Source organism: Variovorax paradoxus (assembly GCF_009755665.1).
Taxonomy (GTDB): Bacteria; Pseudomonadota; Gammaproteobacteria; order Burkholderiales; family Burkholderiaceae_C; genus Variovorax; species Variovorax paradoxus_G.
Genome location: NZ_CP046622.1, coordinates 167,833 through 184,238, shown reverse-complemented (window position 1 = coordinate 184,238; position 16,406 = coordinate 167,833). Strand labels below are relative to the sequence as shown.

The following is a 16,406-nucleotide window of genomic DNA, read 5'->3' as shown; positions in this document are numbered from 1 at the left end:
CCCACGCGCACGATGGCCGACAGCCGCTCCGCCAGCACCAAGCCCCAACGTCGCACCGGCGTGCGCGAGGCGGCGGCGCAGGCCACGCGCGACAGCATCCTGAAGGCGGCGACCAAGGTGTTCGCCAAGTACGGCTACGACGGCGGCAGCGTCGAGAAGATCTCGAAGGCCGCCAAGTCGTACGACCGGATGATCTACTACTACTTCGGCAGCAAGGAAGGCCTCTTCATTGCGGTGCTCGAAGGCATCTACCAGCGCATGGACGACGCCGAGGCCGCCATTGCGCTCGACGCGTCGCGGCCCGTGGAGGCGCTCACCGAAGTCATTCGCTTCGTGCTGGGCTACTACCGCAAGAACCCCGAGTTCGTCACGCTCCTGAACACCGAGAACCTGCACAAGGGCCGGCACATTTCCAAGTCGCTCAGGGCGCGCGAATACTCGTCGCGGGCGGTGGCGATCATTGCCGAGATACTGGCCAGCGGCGCCGCGCAGGGGCTGTTCCGCAAAGACCTGATTGCGCGCGACATCTACCTGCTGATTGCATCCACTGGCTACTTCTACACCTCCAACCGGCACACGCTCACCGCGTTTCTGGGCGAGCCGCTGGAGTCGGCCGAGGCGATCACGCACTGGGAAGACTTCGTGATCGAGACCGTGCTGCGCACCGTGCGCGCGGACGACATCCAGGAACAAGACAACACCCCACCCCACGACCAGGACCACACGAAATGGCAGAAATCGCAACCGGCGGCAAGTCGGGCAAAGTCGTCATAAAGAACATCGGGCTGCTGCTCTCGGGCGACATCGACAAGCCCATCCTCGACGCGGACACCGTCGTGGTGAACGACGGCCTGATCGTTGCGGTGGGCAAGGAAAAAGACTGCGACCTCGAAGGTGCGAAGACCGTCATCGACGCGAAGAAGACCTGCGTGGCACCCGGCCTGATCGACAGCCACGTGCACCCGGTGTTCGGCGACTGGACACCGCGCCAGGGCCAGATCGGCTGGATCGACTCGACCATGAACGGCGGCGTGACCACCATGATTTCGGCCGGCGAAGTGCACCTGCCCGGCCGCCCGAAAGACATCGTGGGCCTGAAGGCGCTGGCCATCACGGCGCAGCGCGCGTTCGACAACTTCCGCCCCGGCGGCGTGAAGGTTCTGGCCGGCGCGCCAGTCATCGAGAAAGGCATGGTCGAGAGCGACTTCAAGGAGCTAGCCGAAGCCGGCGTGGGCCTGCTCGGCGAAGTGGGGCTGGGCTCGGTAAAGGCCGGCTACGAAGCCAAGGAGATGGTGGCCTGGGCGCGCAAGTACGGCATCCAGAGCACCATTCACACGGGCGGCCCGTCCATCCCAGGCTCGGGCCTGATCGACAAGGACGTGGTGCTCGAGGCCGACGCCGACATCATCGGCCACATCAACGGCGGCCACACTTCATTGCCCGAGGCGCATGTGTGCGAGCTGTGCGAGAAGAGCTCACGCGCCATCGAGATCGTGCACAACGGCAACGAGAAGGTGGCCATTGCGGCGGCCAAGGCCGCGCTCGAACTCAAGTGCCCGCACCGCGTGATCCTCGGCACCGACGGGCCGGCCGGCTCGGGCGTGCAGCCGCTGGGCATCTTGCGCATGGTGGCCATGCTCTCGTCGATTGCCAACATTCCGGCCGAGCTGGTGTTCTGCTTTGCCACGGGCAACACGGCGCGCATCCGCAAGCTGAACTGCGGGCTCATCGAAGTGGGCCGCGATGCCGATTTCGTCTTCATGGACCGCGCACAGCACTCGCCCGCGCCGGGCCTGCTGGAGAGCGTGCAGCTCGGCGACATTCCAGGTGTGGGCATGGTGATGATCGACGGCATCGTGCGCTGCGGCCGCAGCCGCAACACGCCGCCGGCAACCGAGATTCCGGTCGTCGTCTCGGGCGGGCACTGAACAACGCTCCCTTGCTCCTTCCCCCTCTGGGGGAAGGCGGGGATGGGGGCAGGCAGGGCGCCCGATGGATGCGCCGCGTGCCCCCACCCCAGCCCTCCCCCAGCGGGGGAGGGAGCCACACGGCTACTTCGCGCGAAACACCAGGTACCGCGCAGAAATAAAGTTCACCACCAGCCCCGCGCAGCTGCCCAGCGCCACACCGGCCGCCGGTGCCCAAGGCCCGCTGAACCAATGCAGCACGAGCACATACGCCCCATAGTTGACGACCGCGCCGCCCAGCATCGTCACCAGGTAGCCGAGATATTCGCGCAGCACTGAGGCACCGGCGTTCCGCCCGCTGAAGGTATAGCGGCGGTTCAGCGCCCAGGTGGCGGTGGCTGCGGCAAGAAACGACAGCACCCGCGCCCCGTACCAACCTAGCAGCGGCGCCGCAAGGTACAGCACGGTCACGTCGATCACGAATCCGGCCGCGCCCACCACGGCGAACGACAGGAACTCCCGGCCGAGCTTCATTTGGGTGCGCGGTGGCGCACGCCCGGTGTTGCAAGGTAGCGCAGGCGCTTGGCCTCTCGGCGGCCGAGCCGGATGGCATGCATCACCACGCCGCAGACCATCGACAGCATGGCGGCCAGCATGGCGCCGGTGGCCAGCACCGCCGTGGGGAGCCGCGGCACCAGGCCGGTGTGCATGTAGGTGAGCAGCAGCGGAAAAGCCAGCGCGATGGCGCCCGCAGCCAGCAAGGCCGCAATGATCGAGAAGAACTGCAGCGGCCGTTCGCTGATGAACAGCTTGCAGATGGTCTTCAGGATGCGCCAGCCGTCGCGGTAGGTCGAGAGCTTGCTGTGCGAGCCTTCGGGCCGCGTGCTGTAGGCGGTGTCGAGCTCGGCATAGGGCATGCGCAGTTCCAGCGCGTGCACCGTGAGCTCGGTCTCGATCTCGAAGCCGTGCGAGAGCGCCGGAAACGACTTGGCATAGCGGCGCGAGAACACGCGGTAGCCCGAGAGCATGTCCGTCAGCCCGCCGCCGAACAGCTGCGCCACGGCGCCGGTGAGCAGCCGGTTGCCGAAGCGGTGGCCGGCGCGGTAGGTGAGCGCGTTCTGCCCGTCGTCCACGCGGCAGCCCACCACCATGTCGAGGTTGCCCGCCACCAGTGCATCCACGAGCCGGGGCGCGCTGGCCACGTCGTAGGTGGCGTCTCCGTCGACGGTCACGTACACGTCGGCCTCGACATCGGCAAACATGCGCCGCACCACGTTGCCCTTGCCCGGTGCGGCCACGTGCGTCACGAATGCGCCGCTCGCGCGCGCGATGGCCGCGGTGTCGTCGGTCGAGTTGTTGTCGAAGACGTGGATCTCGGCCTCGGGCAGTGCCGCCTTGAACTGCGCGACCACCTGCGCGATGGACAGCGCCTCGTTGTAGCAGGGGATCACCGCCGCGATGCGCATCGGCGCGCGGGCTGCCGCGGATTGGTCGAGATCGGTCATGGTGCGGGAGGAAGAATACGGTAGACCCGGCTGCCGTCTTTCTCGTACTGCAGGGTGAAATATTTGTCGAAGTCGGTTCTGCCGCTGAACACCGGCACCACCGAATTCGGAAGAACGACAGCCACGAAGCCCAGGCTGCCGAGCTTGCCCGCAAGGTCCTTGCCGGACAGGCGGCCGAAGTCGGTGTAGCGCCACGGCCCGAGGGTATCGCCCCAGATCGGATTGGGACCGTAGTAGATCGCCTCGTTCAGGTTGATCTGGTAGACGCGGCCGGTGGCGGTGCGGCGCAGGTAGTCCATCACCGCATAGCCCGGCACGTGCTGGCGCAGGAAGGCTTCGCGCTGCTCCTGGGTGGGCGAAATCATCGCGACCTTGCCAGCAGTCTGGCGCACGGACACCGCGGCCAGCACAGCCAGCAGCAGCACGGCCACCCAGTCGCCGACAAGGCCCGCGCGGCCCGAAGGAGCCCCCTCGACGGGATTGACGACCGGGTTCGCGATTTGCCCGGATTTGGGGCCGAATAAGCGGCGCAAGCCGGTGGCGATCCAGCCGAACAGCACCTGCCAGCCGATTGCCGCCGTAAAGGCGAGCAACGGAAACGACGCCGTGAGGTAGCGCGGATAACGCGAGGTCACCAGCCACACTGCTACTGAATAGAAGCAGAACCAGCCCGCGGCACGCACCGCGGCGGAGCGTTTCCACATGGCGCTGAAGGGCAGCAGCACCACCGACCAGATCAGCACGTTCGGCCTTGCCGCATGGTCGCGCACGTCGGCCAGCTGCTGCACATAGTCGGCCGGAATCCAGTCGGTAAAGCCGAACACGCGCGCGCCGATGGGGTTGAACGGGTCACCCGTCATGATGGCATTGCGCGCATACCAGTACACGCACGGAATCAGAAAGCAAAGCAGCGCCAGCGCCCAGGCCTTGGGCCGGCGCTCATGCCACACGACGAACAGCGCCACCAGCGGCAGGAAGGTGAGCGCCTGGTACTTGGAGCCCGCGGCCACGCCGAGGCAGAACGCCGCCACGCCGAGCCACCGCAAGCCGCTATGCACCGGCTGCGATTCGCGCCACCACCACAGCGCCACGCACGCGCTCAGCACGAAGAGCGCCACGCCCATGTCGATGAGCGCGTTCGAATAGTCGCCAATGCCGAGCCAGATGGCCGCGCCAATGCAGGCGGTGAGCCGGTTGGCATGCTGCATGCCAAGGCGGAAGACCATCACCACCGACAACGCACCGGCCAGCGCATTGAGGAAGTGCGGCAGCACGTCGTCGCCTACCTGCAGCGCGGCGGCATAGAGCAGGTTGTAGTTGTATGGGAACCAGGGGTAGCGCAGCCACTCGTGGATGCCCAATACGCCCTGCTCCGCCACCTGCCGTGCATAGGGCAGGTGGTACATCAGCTCGTCGAAGGCAGCGGGCGGTCCGAGCGGCGCGACCAGTGCGGGCAGCGCCACCAGCGCCAATGCCATTGCGGCGATCTTGTCGGCGCGGGTCCACGGCGCAGCGGGCGCGGTGCCGGCCCGAAGCGTGCGCACTTCGCGCAGCCAGGGCCGCAGCTGCAACGCAGCCGCCAGCACGCCGGCGGCAATCAGCGCAACGGTGGCGCCCACCTTGAAGGCACCGAAGATGGCCAGTGCCTGGAAGCCGCAGATGAAGATGCCCACGCCCAGGGCCGCGGCCATCGAGGCTTCGAGCCAGGCGTCCCGGCGCGTCGGCGGTGCGAGGCGCGCCAGCAATGCGCGCCCGAAGCCCCAGCAGCCGACGACAAAGACGGCCAGCGCCGCGTAGTGCGCGGCAGCAAATATCAACTTCTGAATAACAACTCCCGGCGCCGGTCGGCCATGCCGGCCGGCAGGTTCAAAGGTTCGGCGCCAGCAGGCGCTCGAGATCGGATTCGCTTTCCTTGCGCCGTGCGGCCTGGTCCTGCAGCTGGTCGTGCCCGATCTTGCCGACGTTGAAGTACGTCGAGTCGGGGTGGCTCAGGTAGAAACCACTGACGCTGGCGGCGGGCATCATAGCGAGGCTTTCCGTCAGGGTCATGCCAATGTCCGCGCAGTTCAGAAGGTCGAACATCGGGCGCTTCACGCTGTGGTCCGGGCAGGCCGGGTAGCCGGGCGCGGGGCGGATGCCGCGGTATTTTTCCGCGATCATGTCTTCGTTGCTCAGGCCCTCGTCGGGTGCGTAGCCCCAGAGGTCGGTACGCACGCGGTGGTGCAGCGCCTCCGCAAAGGCTTCGGCCAGGCGGTCGGCCAGCGCCTTCAGCATGATGGCGGAGTAGTCGTCGAGATCGTCGATGAAGTACTTTTCCTTCTTCTCGACGCCGAGGCCCGCGGTCACCGCGAACACGCCCACGTAGTCCTTCAGGCCGCTTTCCTTGGGCGCGACGAAGTCGGCCAGGCAGCGGCTCGGCCGCGTGACGCCGTCGATCACCTGCTTCTCGGTCTGCTGGCGCATGCCGTACCAGGTCATGGCAACTTCGCTGCGGGTCTCGTCGGTATAGAGCTCGATGTCGTCGTCGTTCACCGTGTTGGCGGGCCAGAAGCCGACCACGCCGCTCGCACTGAGCCAGCGCCCTTCGATCAGGCGCTTGAGCATGCGCTGGCCGTCGGCGTACACGCGCACGGCCTCGGTGCCCACGATCTCGTCCTTCAGGATGGCCGGGAACGGGCCGGCCAGGTCCCAGGTCTGGAAGAAGGGGCCCCAGTCGATGTACTTCGCGAGCTCGGTGAGGTCGAAGTTCTTGAACACGCGCCGACCGATGAACTTGGGCACCGGCGGCGTGTAGTGGGTCCAGTCGACGGGCGTCTTGTTGGCGCGCGCCTTGGCCAGCGGCCACATCGGCACCTGCTTCTTGTTGGCGTGCTGCGTACGGACCTTCTCGTAGTCGGCGTTGATCTCGTCGATGTACGCGGTAGCCTGGTCGCTCAAGAGGCTTTGCGCCACGCTCACGCTGCGCGAGGCATCGGGCACATAGACCACCGGGCCTTCGTAGTGCGGCGCAATTTTTACGGCCGTGTGCACGCGGCTGGTGGTGGCGCCGCCGATGAGCAGCGGAATCTTCTTGATGCGGAAGTGGTCGTCCTTCTGCATCTCGCCGGCCACGTATTGCATTTCTTCCAGGCTGGGCGTGATGAGGCCCGAGAGGCCGACGATGTCCGCCCCCTCGACCTTGGCCTTGGCCAGGATCTCGTGGCACGGGACCATCACGCCCATGTTCACCACTTCGAAGTTGTTGCACTGGAGCACCACGGTCACGATGTTCTTGCCGATGTCGTGCACGTCGCCCTTCACGGTGGCAATGATGATCTTGCCCTTGGTGCGCACGTCGCGCCCCGCGGCCTCGTCCTGGCGCTTTTCTTCCTCGATGTAGGGAATGAGGTGGGCCACGGCCGACTTCATCACGCGCGCCGACTTGACCACCTGCGGCAGGAACATCTTGCCCTGGCCGAACAGGTCGCCCACGATGTTCATGCCGTCCATGAGCGGGCCTTCGATCACGTGCAGCGGGCGCCCGCCCTTGGCGAGGATCTGCTGGTAGGCCTCTTCGGTGTCTTCGACGATGAAGTCGGTGATGCCGTGCACCATGGCGTGCGAGAGCCGCTGATTCACATGCACCGGATGCTCGGGCGTGCCGCGCCATTCGAGCTTCTTGCTGTCGTCCTTGGCGCCGCTCTTGGCGGTTTCGGCCACTTCGACGAGGCGCTCGCCCGCATCGGGCCGGCGGTTGAGCACCACGTCTTCCACGCGCTCGCGCAGCGTCGGCTCCAGGTCGTCGTACACGCCCACCATGCCGGCGTTGACGATGCCCATGTCCATGCCCGCCTTGATGGCGTGGTACAGAAACACGGTGTGGATGGCTTCGCGCACCGGGTCGTTGCCGCGGAAGCTGAAGCTCACGTTGCTGACGCCGCCCGACACCTTGGCGCCGGGCAGGTTCTCCTTGATCCAGCGCACCGCGTTGATGAAGTCGACCGCGTAGTTGTCGTGCTCCTCGATGCCGGTGGCAATCGCGAAGATATTGGGGTCGAAGATGATGTCCTCGGGCGGAAAGCCCACCTCGTCCACCAGGACGCGGTAGGCACGCTCGCAGATCTCGATCTTGCGTTCGTAGGTGTCGGCCTGGCCTTTCTCGTCGAAGGCCATCACCACCGCGGCGGCGCCGTAGCGCTTCACCAGCTTGGCCTCGTGCTTGAACTTGTCGACGCCCTCCTTCATGGAGATGGAGTTGACGATGCCCTTGCCCTGGATGCAGCGCAGGCCTGCCTCGATCACTTCCCACTTGGAGCTGTCGACCATCACCGGCACGCGCGCAATGTCGGGCTCGCTGGCAATCAGGTTCAAGAAGCGGACCATGGCGGCCTTGCTGTCGAGCATGGCCTCGTCCATGTTGATGTCGATCACCTGGGCGCCGTTCTCGACCTGCTGGCGCGCAACGGCCAGGGCGTCTTCGAACTGGCCGTTCAGGATCATCCGCGCGAAAGCCTTGGAGCCGGTGACGTTGGTGCGCTCGCCGATGTTGACGAACAGCGACCCGGAATCGATAGCCACCGGTTCGAGGCCGGACAGCTTCATCGGGGGAACGGAGGGCGCGGGAACATCGCTCATGGGGGCTCACCTGTGCAGGAAAAAACGTCAGGTGAGCGTCGTTTGCGGCTTGCGCCCCGGCCAACGGGGCGCCTTCCAAGCCTGACGGCGGGCCGGTTGACTTGGGCCGCCGCTGCAACGCTCCTTGGAAGGGAGCGCAATTTTACCGGCTGCGGCAAGGGCCGCGGCCGTGGGGGATGTTCAGGCCCCCTGCCCGGCCGCGGCGGCGGTGCCGATGGGCGCCGCCGAAGCCGGCAACCCGAACACCCGGTCGAAGACCCAGTTGAAGACGAAGGTGTAGACCAGGAAGAACACCACCAGCCCCAGGTCCATGACCAGCGCCTGCCAGAGCGACACGCCCAGGCCCCAGGCAAAAAGCGGCACCAGGAAGGCGATCAGCCCGCCCTCGAAGCCGATGGCATGGGCAATGCGCCGGCGCACACTGCGCCCCCGCACCGCTTGGCGCGACTCCCAGCGCTCGAACAAGGCGTTGAAAGCCAGGTTCCAGATGACGGCAATGACCGATGCGGCCACCGCCAGCACGCCGGAATGGCCCAGCCCGGCATCCGTCATCAGCGCCAGGCCGGCACTGGCGGCCACGATGGCAATCCCTTCGTAAAGGGTGATGTAGACGACGCGGCGCTGAAACCCCTGCATGAACGTTTCCTCTGGCAAATCAAGGTGATCACTGGACTTTATTTGCCCCCTGCTGATATAAAAAGTTAAGTTATTTCAATCTAATTGATAGATCGGGGCGGCTGAATGGCCTTTTCCAGCGACACCGTCGAAGTCTTCCTGGCTGTGATCGACCACGGCTCTTTCTCGGCGGCGGCGCGCGCGCTGCACAAGGTGCCCTCGGCAGTGAGCATGGCCATTGCCAACCTGGAGGCCGAGCTCGCGCTGCCCCTCTTCGACCGCAGCGGCCGCGAGCCTCAGCCGACCGCGGCGGCCCGCTCGCTGGAGCCGCAGGCGCGTCTATTGGCGGCCCAGTTGAAGCAGCTGCAGGTGCAGGCCCTGGCGCTCACACAGGGGCTCGAAAACCGCCTCACGCTGGCCATTGCGCCCGAACTGCTGGCCGCGCCCTGGAGTGCGCCGCTGGCTGCGCTGGCCGAGGAATATCCGCTGCTGGAGGTCGAGGTGCTGGCCGCTCCGCAGGCCGACGCGCTGGCGCTGCTGCACAGCGGGCGCGCGCAGCTGGCGCTGGTGTTCGAGCGCCCCAGCCTCGATGGCCGCGAGGGTTTCCAGGAAGTGGGCAGCGACACCATGGTGGCCGTGATGGCGCCCCACCATCCCGTGCTGCTTGCGGCAGCCGGCGAGCGCCTGCGCGAAGAGCACCTCACGAACACCCGGCAGATCGTGGTGGCCGGGCGCGACCTGGCGACGAGCGACCCGCGCTTCGTGTTCGCGCGCCATGTCTGGCGCACCGACAACGCGCTGGCCGCGCTCAGCCTGATCACCGCCGGGCTCGGCTGGGGATGGCTGCCGCGCAACTTTGCCAAGCCCCACGTGGCCGCTGGCGCGCTGGTCGAGATTCCGTTCGAAAACTTGAGCAACGGGCTCGACCTGTGGGTCGACGTGGTGTGGTCGCGCGAGCGGCCGCTGGGGCTGGGCGCGCAGCGCTTCGTGGCGCTGATCGCGCGCGACCGGCAGGCCGCGGCGGGGATTGCGTCCGCGGGCTAGCTAGTCGCGGTGGCCATGGCCGTGCCCGCCGCCCTTGCCACCGCCTCCGCCGTGGCCTCCACCCTTGCCGCCGCCGTCACCTCCGCCGCCGTGGCGGGCGCCCCCCGCCACCACCACCACCCCCCGTCACCCCGGCCGTGACGTCCGCCTCCACCTCCGCCCTGATGCATTTGCGGCTGGCCGGGCGGCGGTCCGGGCCGGAAGGCCGGCTGCGGCCGCGGCGGCTTGAAGCCGGGGTCCGAGGGCGGGCGGAAGTCCGGCCTGGGCTGCGGAGGCCGGTGGCCCTGTGCGTGCTGCGGGCGAACGCCCGGCCCCGGCGCGGGCCTGAACCCTGGGCCCGGCCATGGCCTGGGTTGCCAGGCCGGCCGCACGGGCGGCGGCGGGCGCCAGCCCGGCACTGGCGGAGGCGGCGGCCGGCTGCCCCACCAGCGCCGCTCGCCGTACCAGGGCCGGTCGCGGTAGTAGTTGGACCAGTAGTTGCCGATCACGAAGGTCACGACCGGCACGCCGATCACCGCGGCGTAGGTCGAGAGCGGCACGCGCTGCTCCTGGTAGGCGTAGTCGAGGCTGCGGGCCCAGACCCAGCCGCGCCCGCCGTCGGGCAGCACCACGTCGCACCAGCTGTAGCCGCCGGTACAGCCCATCACGTCGAGCGGCTGGCCCGGCGCGAGGCGGGCCACCAGCGGATAGTCGCCCGAGGGGCCCGCGCGCATGTTGACCGTGCCGCGCGTGAAGGCCTGCTGCGCCGAGGCGGCCAGGGGCAGCGCCAATGCAAGCGCGCCGATGCCGACCCAGCGCATGGCAAATGTGTACTTCATGAATAGGCTTCCTTTGCGCCGCCAGCCTAGGCGGCGGCCCGGATGCCGTCAATCAGCCGAGGGCGCGAACGCCCGGGGCTGGTCAGGCCGCTTCGCGGTAGAAGCGAGCGTTGTTGTTCAACAGCCTTCCGGGCACAGGCGCCACGGCTTGGCCAATGGCCGCGATGTGGTCCGGCGTGGTGCCGCAGCAGCCGCCGACGATGTTCACCAGCCCTTCGGCCGCAAACTCGTGCAGCAGCCGCGAGGTGACGTCCGGCGTCTCGTCGAAGCCGGTTTCGCTCATGGGGTTGGGCAAGCCCGCGTTCGGGTAGCAGCTGATGAAGGTGTCGCCCGCCACCTTGGCGAGTTCCTGGATGTAGGGCCGCATCAGCGCCGCACCCAGCGCGCAGTTCAGCCCCACGGCCAGCGGCTGCGCGTGGCGCACGCTGTGCCAGAAGGCGGTCACCGTCTGACCGCTCAGGATGCGGCCCGAGGCGTCGGTCACCGTTCCGCTGATGATGAGCGGCAGGCGCTGGCCGCTGTTGTCGAAATACTCGTCCACCGCGAACAGCGCGGCCTTGGCATTGAGCGTGTCGAAAATCGTCTCGACCAGGATCACGTCGGCGCCGCCTTCGACCAGCGCTTCGGTCTGCTCGTAGTAGGCCGCGCGCAGCTGCTCGAAGTCGACATTGCGCGCGCCCGGGTCGTTCACGTCGGGGCTGATGCTGGCGGTCTTGGGCGTCGGGCCCAGGGCGCCGGCCACGAAGCGGGGCTTGTCGGGCGTGCTGAACTTGTCGCACGCCGCGCGCGCGAGCTTGGCCGATTCGAGGTTCATCTCGCGCGCCAGGTGCGCCATCTTGTAGTCCTCCTGCGCGATGGTGGTCGCGCCGAAGGTGTTGGTCTCGATGAGGTCGGCGCCCGCCGCAAGGTAGCCCTCGTGGATGTCGCGGATCACATCGGGCCGCGTCAGCGAGAGCAGCTCGTTGTTGCCCTTCACGTCGCGCTCGAAGTCCTTGAAGCGCTCGCCGCGGTACTGCTCTTCGGTGAGCTTGAAGCGCTGGATCATCGTGCCCATGGCGCCGTCGAGGATGGCGATGCGCTTTTCGAGGATGCCGGCGAGTGCCTGGCCGCGGGTGTAGATGACGGGCTTCATAGACCCCGATTGTAGGAAGCGGGGCCGCCCCTCGCGGCCGTCGGTGCTTTAGCGGCTTTCGACGAACGCCAGCACCGCCTCGATCATCCGCCGCACATGCGGCTGCACGCCCGCCGCCACCTCGGGCAGGTAGTCGAAGGGCAGCTGCTCCTGCATGTAGCTCGACTGCGTCATTTCCAGCTGCACCGCGTGCACACCGCCGGCGGGGTTGCCGTACTGGCGCGTGATGTGGCCGCCCTTGAAGCGGCCGTTGAGCACGCCGGTGTAGCCGGTGGCCGATTCGGCAATGCCCAGCAGCGTGGCTGCCAGCGCCGGGTCGCAGCTGGTGCCGTTGCCGGTGCCCAGATTCAGGTCGGGCAGCTTGCCTTCGAAGAAGCGCGGCAGCATGGAGCGGATCGAGTGCGCGTCCCACAGCGCGATGGTGCCGTGCGCGGCCTTCAGGCGGTCGAGTTCGGCTTGCAGCTGCTGGTGGTACGGGCGCCAGACCGCTTCGCGCCGCGTGGCGACTTCCTCGTCGTTCGGCAGATCGTCGCTGGATGCGTAGACGGGCGTGTCGTCGAAGGTGTCGACCGGGCACAGGCCGGTGACGCTCTGGCCTGGGTACAGGCTCGCGCCGTCCGGCGGACGGTTCAGGTCGATCACGTAGCGCGAGTGCGTGGCAACGAGCACCGAGGCGCCGAGCTCGTCGGCAAAGTCGTAGAGCCGCTCGAGGTGCCAGTCGGTGTCTGGCACGTGGCGCGCCTCTTCGGTAAAGCGGGCGGCCAGCGCGGGCGGCACATGGGTGCCGACGTGCGGCATGGAGATGAGCAAGGGACGCGTGCCCTGGCGGAAGCGGAATGCGGGTTCGGTGGTGGTGAAACTCATGGGGCTCAATTTTCCAGAAGAAGCTGGCCGCGCGCGGCGACGAACGCGGCGGCGGCCTCGTTGTGCAATGCATGGCGGCCCGCCTGCACGCGCGGCCGGCCCGCCACCCACACGGCATCGATGGCCGACGTGCGGTGGCTGGCAAAGACGTGCGACGACAGCATGTCGGGCGCGGCGAGGCCCTGCAGCGCGAGTTGCGCGGCATCGAGCACGACGAAATCGGCTTGCTGCCCGACCGCAAGCCCGCCGACGGGCCGGCCCGCCGCCTGCGCGCCGCCGCGCACCGCTTCGAGGGTGAGCGCGGTGGCCACGTGCGGCTGGGCCGCGGTGGCACCGACGTTGCGCTGCCGCTTGCCGAGGCGCTGGCTGTATTCGAGCATCAGCAGCTCTTCGGCCGCGTTCACGGTGGCATGGCTGTCGGAGCCCACGCCCCAGGCGCCGCCGTGGTGGCGCCATGCCGAAAAGTCGAAGATGCCGTCGCCAAGGTTGGCTTCGGTGGTCGGGCACAAGCCCGCCACCGCGCCGCTCTTTGCGCCGCGCTCGTATTCGGCCATGTCCATGTGCGTGGCATGCACCAGGCACCAACGCGCATCGACCGGCGCATGGTCGAGCAGCCATGCCACGGGGCGCTGGCCGCTCCAGGCCACGCAATCGTCGACCTCCTTGGTCTGCTCGGCAATGTGGATGTGAATCGGCGCGCCGGGATCGATGGCTTCGAGGCCGGCCACCGCTTCGCGCAATGCATCGGGCGGCACGGCGCGCAGCGAGTGCGGCGCAAGGCCCAGCCGCGCACCCTGTGCATCGCACACGGGCTTGAGCGCATCGAGCAGGCGCAGCATCGAGCCGGTCGATCGGATGAAGCGGCGCTGCCCGTCGTTGGGCGGCAGGCCGCCGAAGCCGCTGGTCTGATAGAGCACAGGCAGCAGCGTAAAACCGATGCCCACTTTTTGCGCGGCGCGCAGCAGCGCGAGGCTGAGCGTCGCGTCGTCCGCATAGGGGCGGCCGTCGGTGTCGTGATGCACGTACTGAAATTCGCACACGCTGGTGTAGCCGGCTTCGAGCATTTCGGCATAGAGCCAGGTGGCAATGGCTTCCATGTGCTGCGGCCCGAGGCGCGCGGCAAAGCGGTACATCAGCGTGCGCCAGCTCCAGAAGCTGTCGTGCTGCTCGGCGCGGTGTTCGGTGAGGCCTGCGAAGGCGCGCTGGAAGGCGTGCGAATGCAGGTTGGGCATGCCGGGGATCACGGGGCCGTTTGCCACCTGCGCACCGGCGGCAGGCTGGGCCGCGGACTGCACCTGGGTGAGCTGGCCGGCATCGTTCCACGACAGCAGGACGTTCTTCGCCCATCCGGCAGGCAGCAATGCATCGGCCGCGAAAAGCGTGCGTGTCATGCGGCGGCTCCCACGGCAATGCGGCCCTGCCGCACGACCGTGCGCACTGGGCGCTGGCCGAACCAGTAGGCAAGCTCGGCCGCCTCGCGCACGTTCCACAGCACGAAGTTGGCGGGCATGCCTGCGGCGATGGCGCCGTGCGTGTCTTGCAGGCCCAGCGCGCGCGCCGCGTGCACCGTCACGCCGGCCAGCGCCTCGGGCACGGTCAGGCGGAACAGCGTGCACGCCATGTTCATCATCAACAGCAGGCTCAGTGCGGGCGAGGTGCCGGGGTTGTGGTCGGTCGACACGGCCATCGGCACGCCGGCGGCGCGCAGCGCCTCGATGGGCGGCAGGTGCGTGTCGCGCAGCGTGTAGTAGGCGCCCGGCAACAGCACGGCCACGGTGCCCGACCGGCGCATGGCCTCGATGCCCGCGGCCGACAGATGCTCGATGTGGTCGCACGAGAGCGCACCGTAGCGCGCGGCCAGCGCGGCCCCGCCCATGTCCGAGAGCTGCTCGGCATGCAGCTTGACCGGCAGGCCCGACGCTTTCGCGGCCTTGAAGACCTGCTCGGTTTCGGCCAGTGAAAACGCGATGCGTTCGCAGAACACGTCCACCGCATCGACCAGCCCCTCGGCCGCAAGCGCGGGCAGCATCTGGCTGCAGACGAGGTCGATGTAGTCGCCGCTGCGGTCCGCGTATTCGGGCGGCAGTGCATGCGCGCCGAGAAAGGTGGTGCGCACGGTCACGCCGTAGGCCTCGCCAAGGCGCCGCGCCACGCGCAGCTGCTTGCGCTCATGCTCGAGCGAAAGGCCGTAGCCCGACTTGATTTCGATGGCGCAGACGCCGTCGGCCAGCAGTTGCTCGAGCCGTTGCCCGGCCTGCGCGAACAGCGTGTCTTCATCGGCTTCGCGCGTGGCCCGCACCGACGAAACGATGCCGCCGCCCGCCTTGGCCACTTCTTCGTAACTGGCCCCGGCGAGCCGCATCGCGAACTCGTTGGCACGCTGGCCGCCGTAGACCAGGTGGGTGTGGCAATCGACCAGGCCCGGCGTGACGAGTGCGCCGCCGGCGTCATGCGGCGCAAGGCCGGCAAATTCAGCGGGCAGCGCCCGGCGCGCGCCTACCCAGCGGACCATGCCCCCTGCCACCGCGATGGCGGCATCGGCCGCGGCTTCAGGTGCGGTGCCCGGAGCAGCATCGGGCGCCAGGCGAAGGCCGGTCCAGAGGCCATCGGCCGATGGGAACGAAGTTGCGGATGTCATGGGTCTCTTTCGGTATTCCAGAGCTTACGCCGGCACGATGCGAACCGCCGCCAGCCGCGCGCCTTCGTCTTCCGGCACGGCTTGCCACGCCTGCGCGTCTTCGGCCCAGTACACGCCCTCTCCCTCGGCCCGGGCCTCGCCGTTCAGGCGCCACGTGCCGCGCAGCGCAAGCAGCACGCCGTGCGGCGCCGGCTCCACCACCGAGGGCTCCGCGAGCACCTGCACTTCGGCGCGCCACCGGCCCCGCCGGGCCATGATGTTGAAGTCGTTCGATGCGCCGCCGAGCAGCGCGCAATCGATCGGCTCGTCGCCGCTGAAAGTGAATGGCCGGTGCGGTGCGTCGAGCCGGTGGTCCGTTCGCCCGTCTGGCGTGAACAGCCGCACGCCGTCGCCTTCGAGCAGCATGATGCTGCGGTCGACGCCTTCGAACACCGAGAACGGTCCCGGCGCCGCGATGGTGGCAATGCTCGCGCGCCAGCTGAAGTCGTCGAGCCCCGCGCCCTCGGGCCAGCTCACGATTTCCTGCGTGGTGCCGCCGCCGTTCTTCCATCGCCTGGCCGGCAGCTCGGTGCGGGAAAAGCGAACCACGTTCATCGCATCAGCCCGCCTTGCCGAAGCTTCTGCTCGAAGTGCCTGAGAACCAGCGTCATCGTGCCCGTGAGCACGAAATACACGAGCGCGATGGCAAGGTACACCTCCAGCGAGCGGTAAGACACGCTGATGATCTTCTGCCCTTCATGCATCACGTCGTGGATGGTGAGCAGCGACACCAGCGCCGAGTTCTTGATGAGCGCGATGAACTCGTTGCCCAGCGGCGGGATCATGCGCACCACCGCTTGCGGCAGCACGATCTCGCGCATCGCCGTGGCGGGTGTCATGCCCAGCGACTGGGCCGCCAGGGTCTGGCCCTTGTCGATCGACTGGATGGCGCCGCGCACGATCTCCGACACATACGCGCCCGAATACACGCCCAGCCCCAGCACGCCGCACAGGAAGGCCGGCAGCAGGATGCCGAAGTGCGGCAGGCCGAAGAACAAAATGAACAGCTGCACCAGCAGCGGCGTGCCGCGAATCGCCGCCACATAGGCCGTGCAAATGCCGTAGAGCCAGCGCCGCTTCGGGTTGAGCCGCCCGATGCCGACCACGAGCCCCAGCACGCAGCCGAGGGCGAGCGCGCAGGCGGTGATTTCCACCGTGACGAGGGCGCCGCGCAGCAGGTCGGGCCAGCCTTGCCAGACCGGCGAGAAATCGAAATCCATGAGCCGACCG

The 16,406-nt window shown here is 68.0% G+C and carries 15 protein-coding genes and 1 riboswitch; of the genes, 3 read left to right on the top strand and 12 right to left on the bottom strand.

Features of this window, described 5'->3' with window-relative positions; genetic code table 11:
• Positions 1–12: 12 nt before the first annotated feature.
• Both GOQ09_RS00865 and GOQ09_RS00860 read left to right on the top strand, forming a co-directional pair.
• Complete coding sequence (locus GOQ09_RS00865) at positions 13–774, top strand: TetR family transcriptional regulator (protein ID WP_126746687.1); 762 nt, start codon at positions 13–15, stop codon at positions 772–774.
• Positions 729–1,928 carry an amidohydrolase family protein gene (locus tag GOQ09_RS00860; RefSeq protein ID WP_157611271.1) on the top strand — a complete coding sequence of 400 codons (1,200 nt, stop codon included), beginning with the start codon at positions 729–731 and terminating at the stop codon, positions 1,926–1,928. Before GOQ09_RS00865 ends, GOQ09_RS00860 begins: the two co-directional genes overlap by 46 nt.
• Before the next feature lie 123 nt (positions 1,929–2,051).
• Here the strand turns inward: GOQ09_RS00860 and GOQ09_RS00855 are convergent, their stop codons facing one another.
• The 5 genes from GOQ09_RS00855 to GOQ09_RS00835 all read right to left on the bottom strand — a co-directional run bounded on the left by GOQ09_RS00855 (position 2,052) and on the right by GOQ09_RS00835 (position 8,662).
• The gene (locus GOQ09_RS00855; protein ID WP_157611270.1) at positions 2,052–2,441 is read right to left on the bottom strand and encodes a GtrA family protein; all 390 of its coding nucleotides are present in this window, start codon (positions 2,439–2,441) and stop codon (positions 2,052–2,054) included.
• Complete coding sequence (locus GOQ09_RS00850) at positions 2,438–3,412, bottom strand: glycosyltransferase family 2 protein (RefSeq protein ID WP_157611269.1); 975 nt, start codon at positions 3,410–3,412, stop codon at positions 2,438–2,440. Before GOQ09_RS00850 ends, GOQ09_RS00855 begins: the two co-directional genes overlap by 4 nt.
• On the bottom strand, positions 3,409–5,226 hold the full coding sequence (locus GOQ09_RS00845) for an ArnT family glycosyltransferase (RefSeq protein ID WP_157616533.1): 1,818 nt from the start codon (positions 5,224–5,226) through the stop codon (positions 3,409–3,411). The genes GOQ09_RS00850 and GOQ09_RS00845 overlap by 4 nt, the downstream gene beginning before the upstream one ends.
• Before the next feature lie 52 nt (positions 5,227–5,278).
• Positions 5,279–7,993, bottom strand: coding sequence for a methionine synthase (gene metH / locus GOQ09_RS00840; protein WP_157616532.1), 2,715 nt, complete (start codon positions 7,991–7,993; stop codon positions 5,279–5,281).
• A gap of 59 nt (positions 7,994–8,052) precedes the next feature.
• A riboswitch (S-adenosyl-L-homocysteine riboswitch) is annotated at positions 8,053–8,158 on the bottom strand.
• A gap of 48 nt (positions 8,159–8,206) precedes the next feature.
• The gene (locus GOQ09_RS00835; protein ID WP_157611268.1) at positions 8,207–8,662 is read right to left on the bottom strand and encodes a PACE efflux transporter; all 456 of its coding nucleotides are present in this window, start codon (positions 8,660–8,662) and stop codon (positions 8,207–8,209) included.
• 105 nt (positions 8,663–8,767) lie between these two features.
• Here GOQ09_RS00835 and GOQ09_RS00830 point away from each other — a divergent pair, with 105 nt between their 5' ends.
• Positions 8,768–9,685, top strand: a complete 918-nt coding sequence (locus GOQ09_RS00830) for a LysR family transcriptional regulator (RefSeq protein WP_157611267.1) — start codon at positions 8,768–8,770, stop codon at positions 9,683–9,685.
• Here GOQ09_RS00830 and GOQ09_RS00825 read toward each other — a convergent pair.
• The 7 genes from GOQ09_RS00825 to GOQ09_RS00795 form a co-directional block, all read right to left on the bottom strand.
• Entirely contained in the window at positions 9,682–10,503 is an 822-nt protein-coding gene (locus GOQ09_RS00825; RefSeq protein WP_242630949.1) for an SH3 domain-containing protein, read from the bottom strand. The genes GOQ09_RS00830 and GOQ09_RS00825 overlap by 4 nt on opposite strands.
• Before the next feature lie 82 nt (positions 10,504–10,585).
• Complete coding sequence (locus GOQ09_RS00820) at positions 10,586–11,635, bottom strand: homocysteine S-methyltransferase family protein (RefSeq protein WP_157611266.1); 1,050 nt, start codon at positions 11,633–11,635, stop codon at positions 10,586–10,588.
• 48 nt (positions 11,636–11,683) lie between these two features.
• Positions 11,684–12,499, bottom strand: coding sequence for an N-formylglutamate deformylase (gene hutG / locus GOQ09_RS00815; protein ID WP_157611265.1), 816 nt, complete (start codon positions 12,497–12,499; stop codon positions 11,684–11,686).
• 5 nt (positions 12,500–12,504) lie between these two features.
• Positions 12,505–13,890 (bottom strand): formimidoylglutamate deiminase, encoded by a 1,386-nt coding sequence (locus GOQ09_RS00810; RefSeq protein ID WP_157611264.1) that lies wholly within the window; start codon positions 13,888–13,890, stop codon positions 12,505–12,507.
• Positions 13,887–15,137, bottom strand: coding sequence for an imidazolonepropionase (hutI, locus tag GOQ09_RS00805; protein WP_157611263.1), 1,251 nt, complete (start codon positions 15,135–15,137; stop codon positions 13,887–13,889). Before hutI ends, GOQ09_RS00810 begins: the two co-directional genes overlap by 4 nt.
• Positions 15,138–15,161: 24 nt before the next feature.
• A complete protein-coding gene (locus GOQ09_RS00800) occupies positions 15,162–15,731 on the bottom strand; it encodes a HutD/Ves family protein (protein WP_157611262.1) in 570 nt (189 codons plus the stop codon).
• Complete coding sequence (locus tag GOQ09_RS00795) at positions 15,728–16,396, bottom strand: amino acid ABC transporter permease (RefSeq protein WP_157611261.1); 669 nt, start codon at positions 16,394–16,396, stop codon at positions 15,728–15,730. Before GOQ09_RS00795 ends, GOQ09_RS00800 begins: the two co-directional genes overlap by 4 nt.
• Positions 16,397–16,406: the final 10 nt, after the last annotated feature.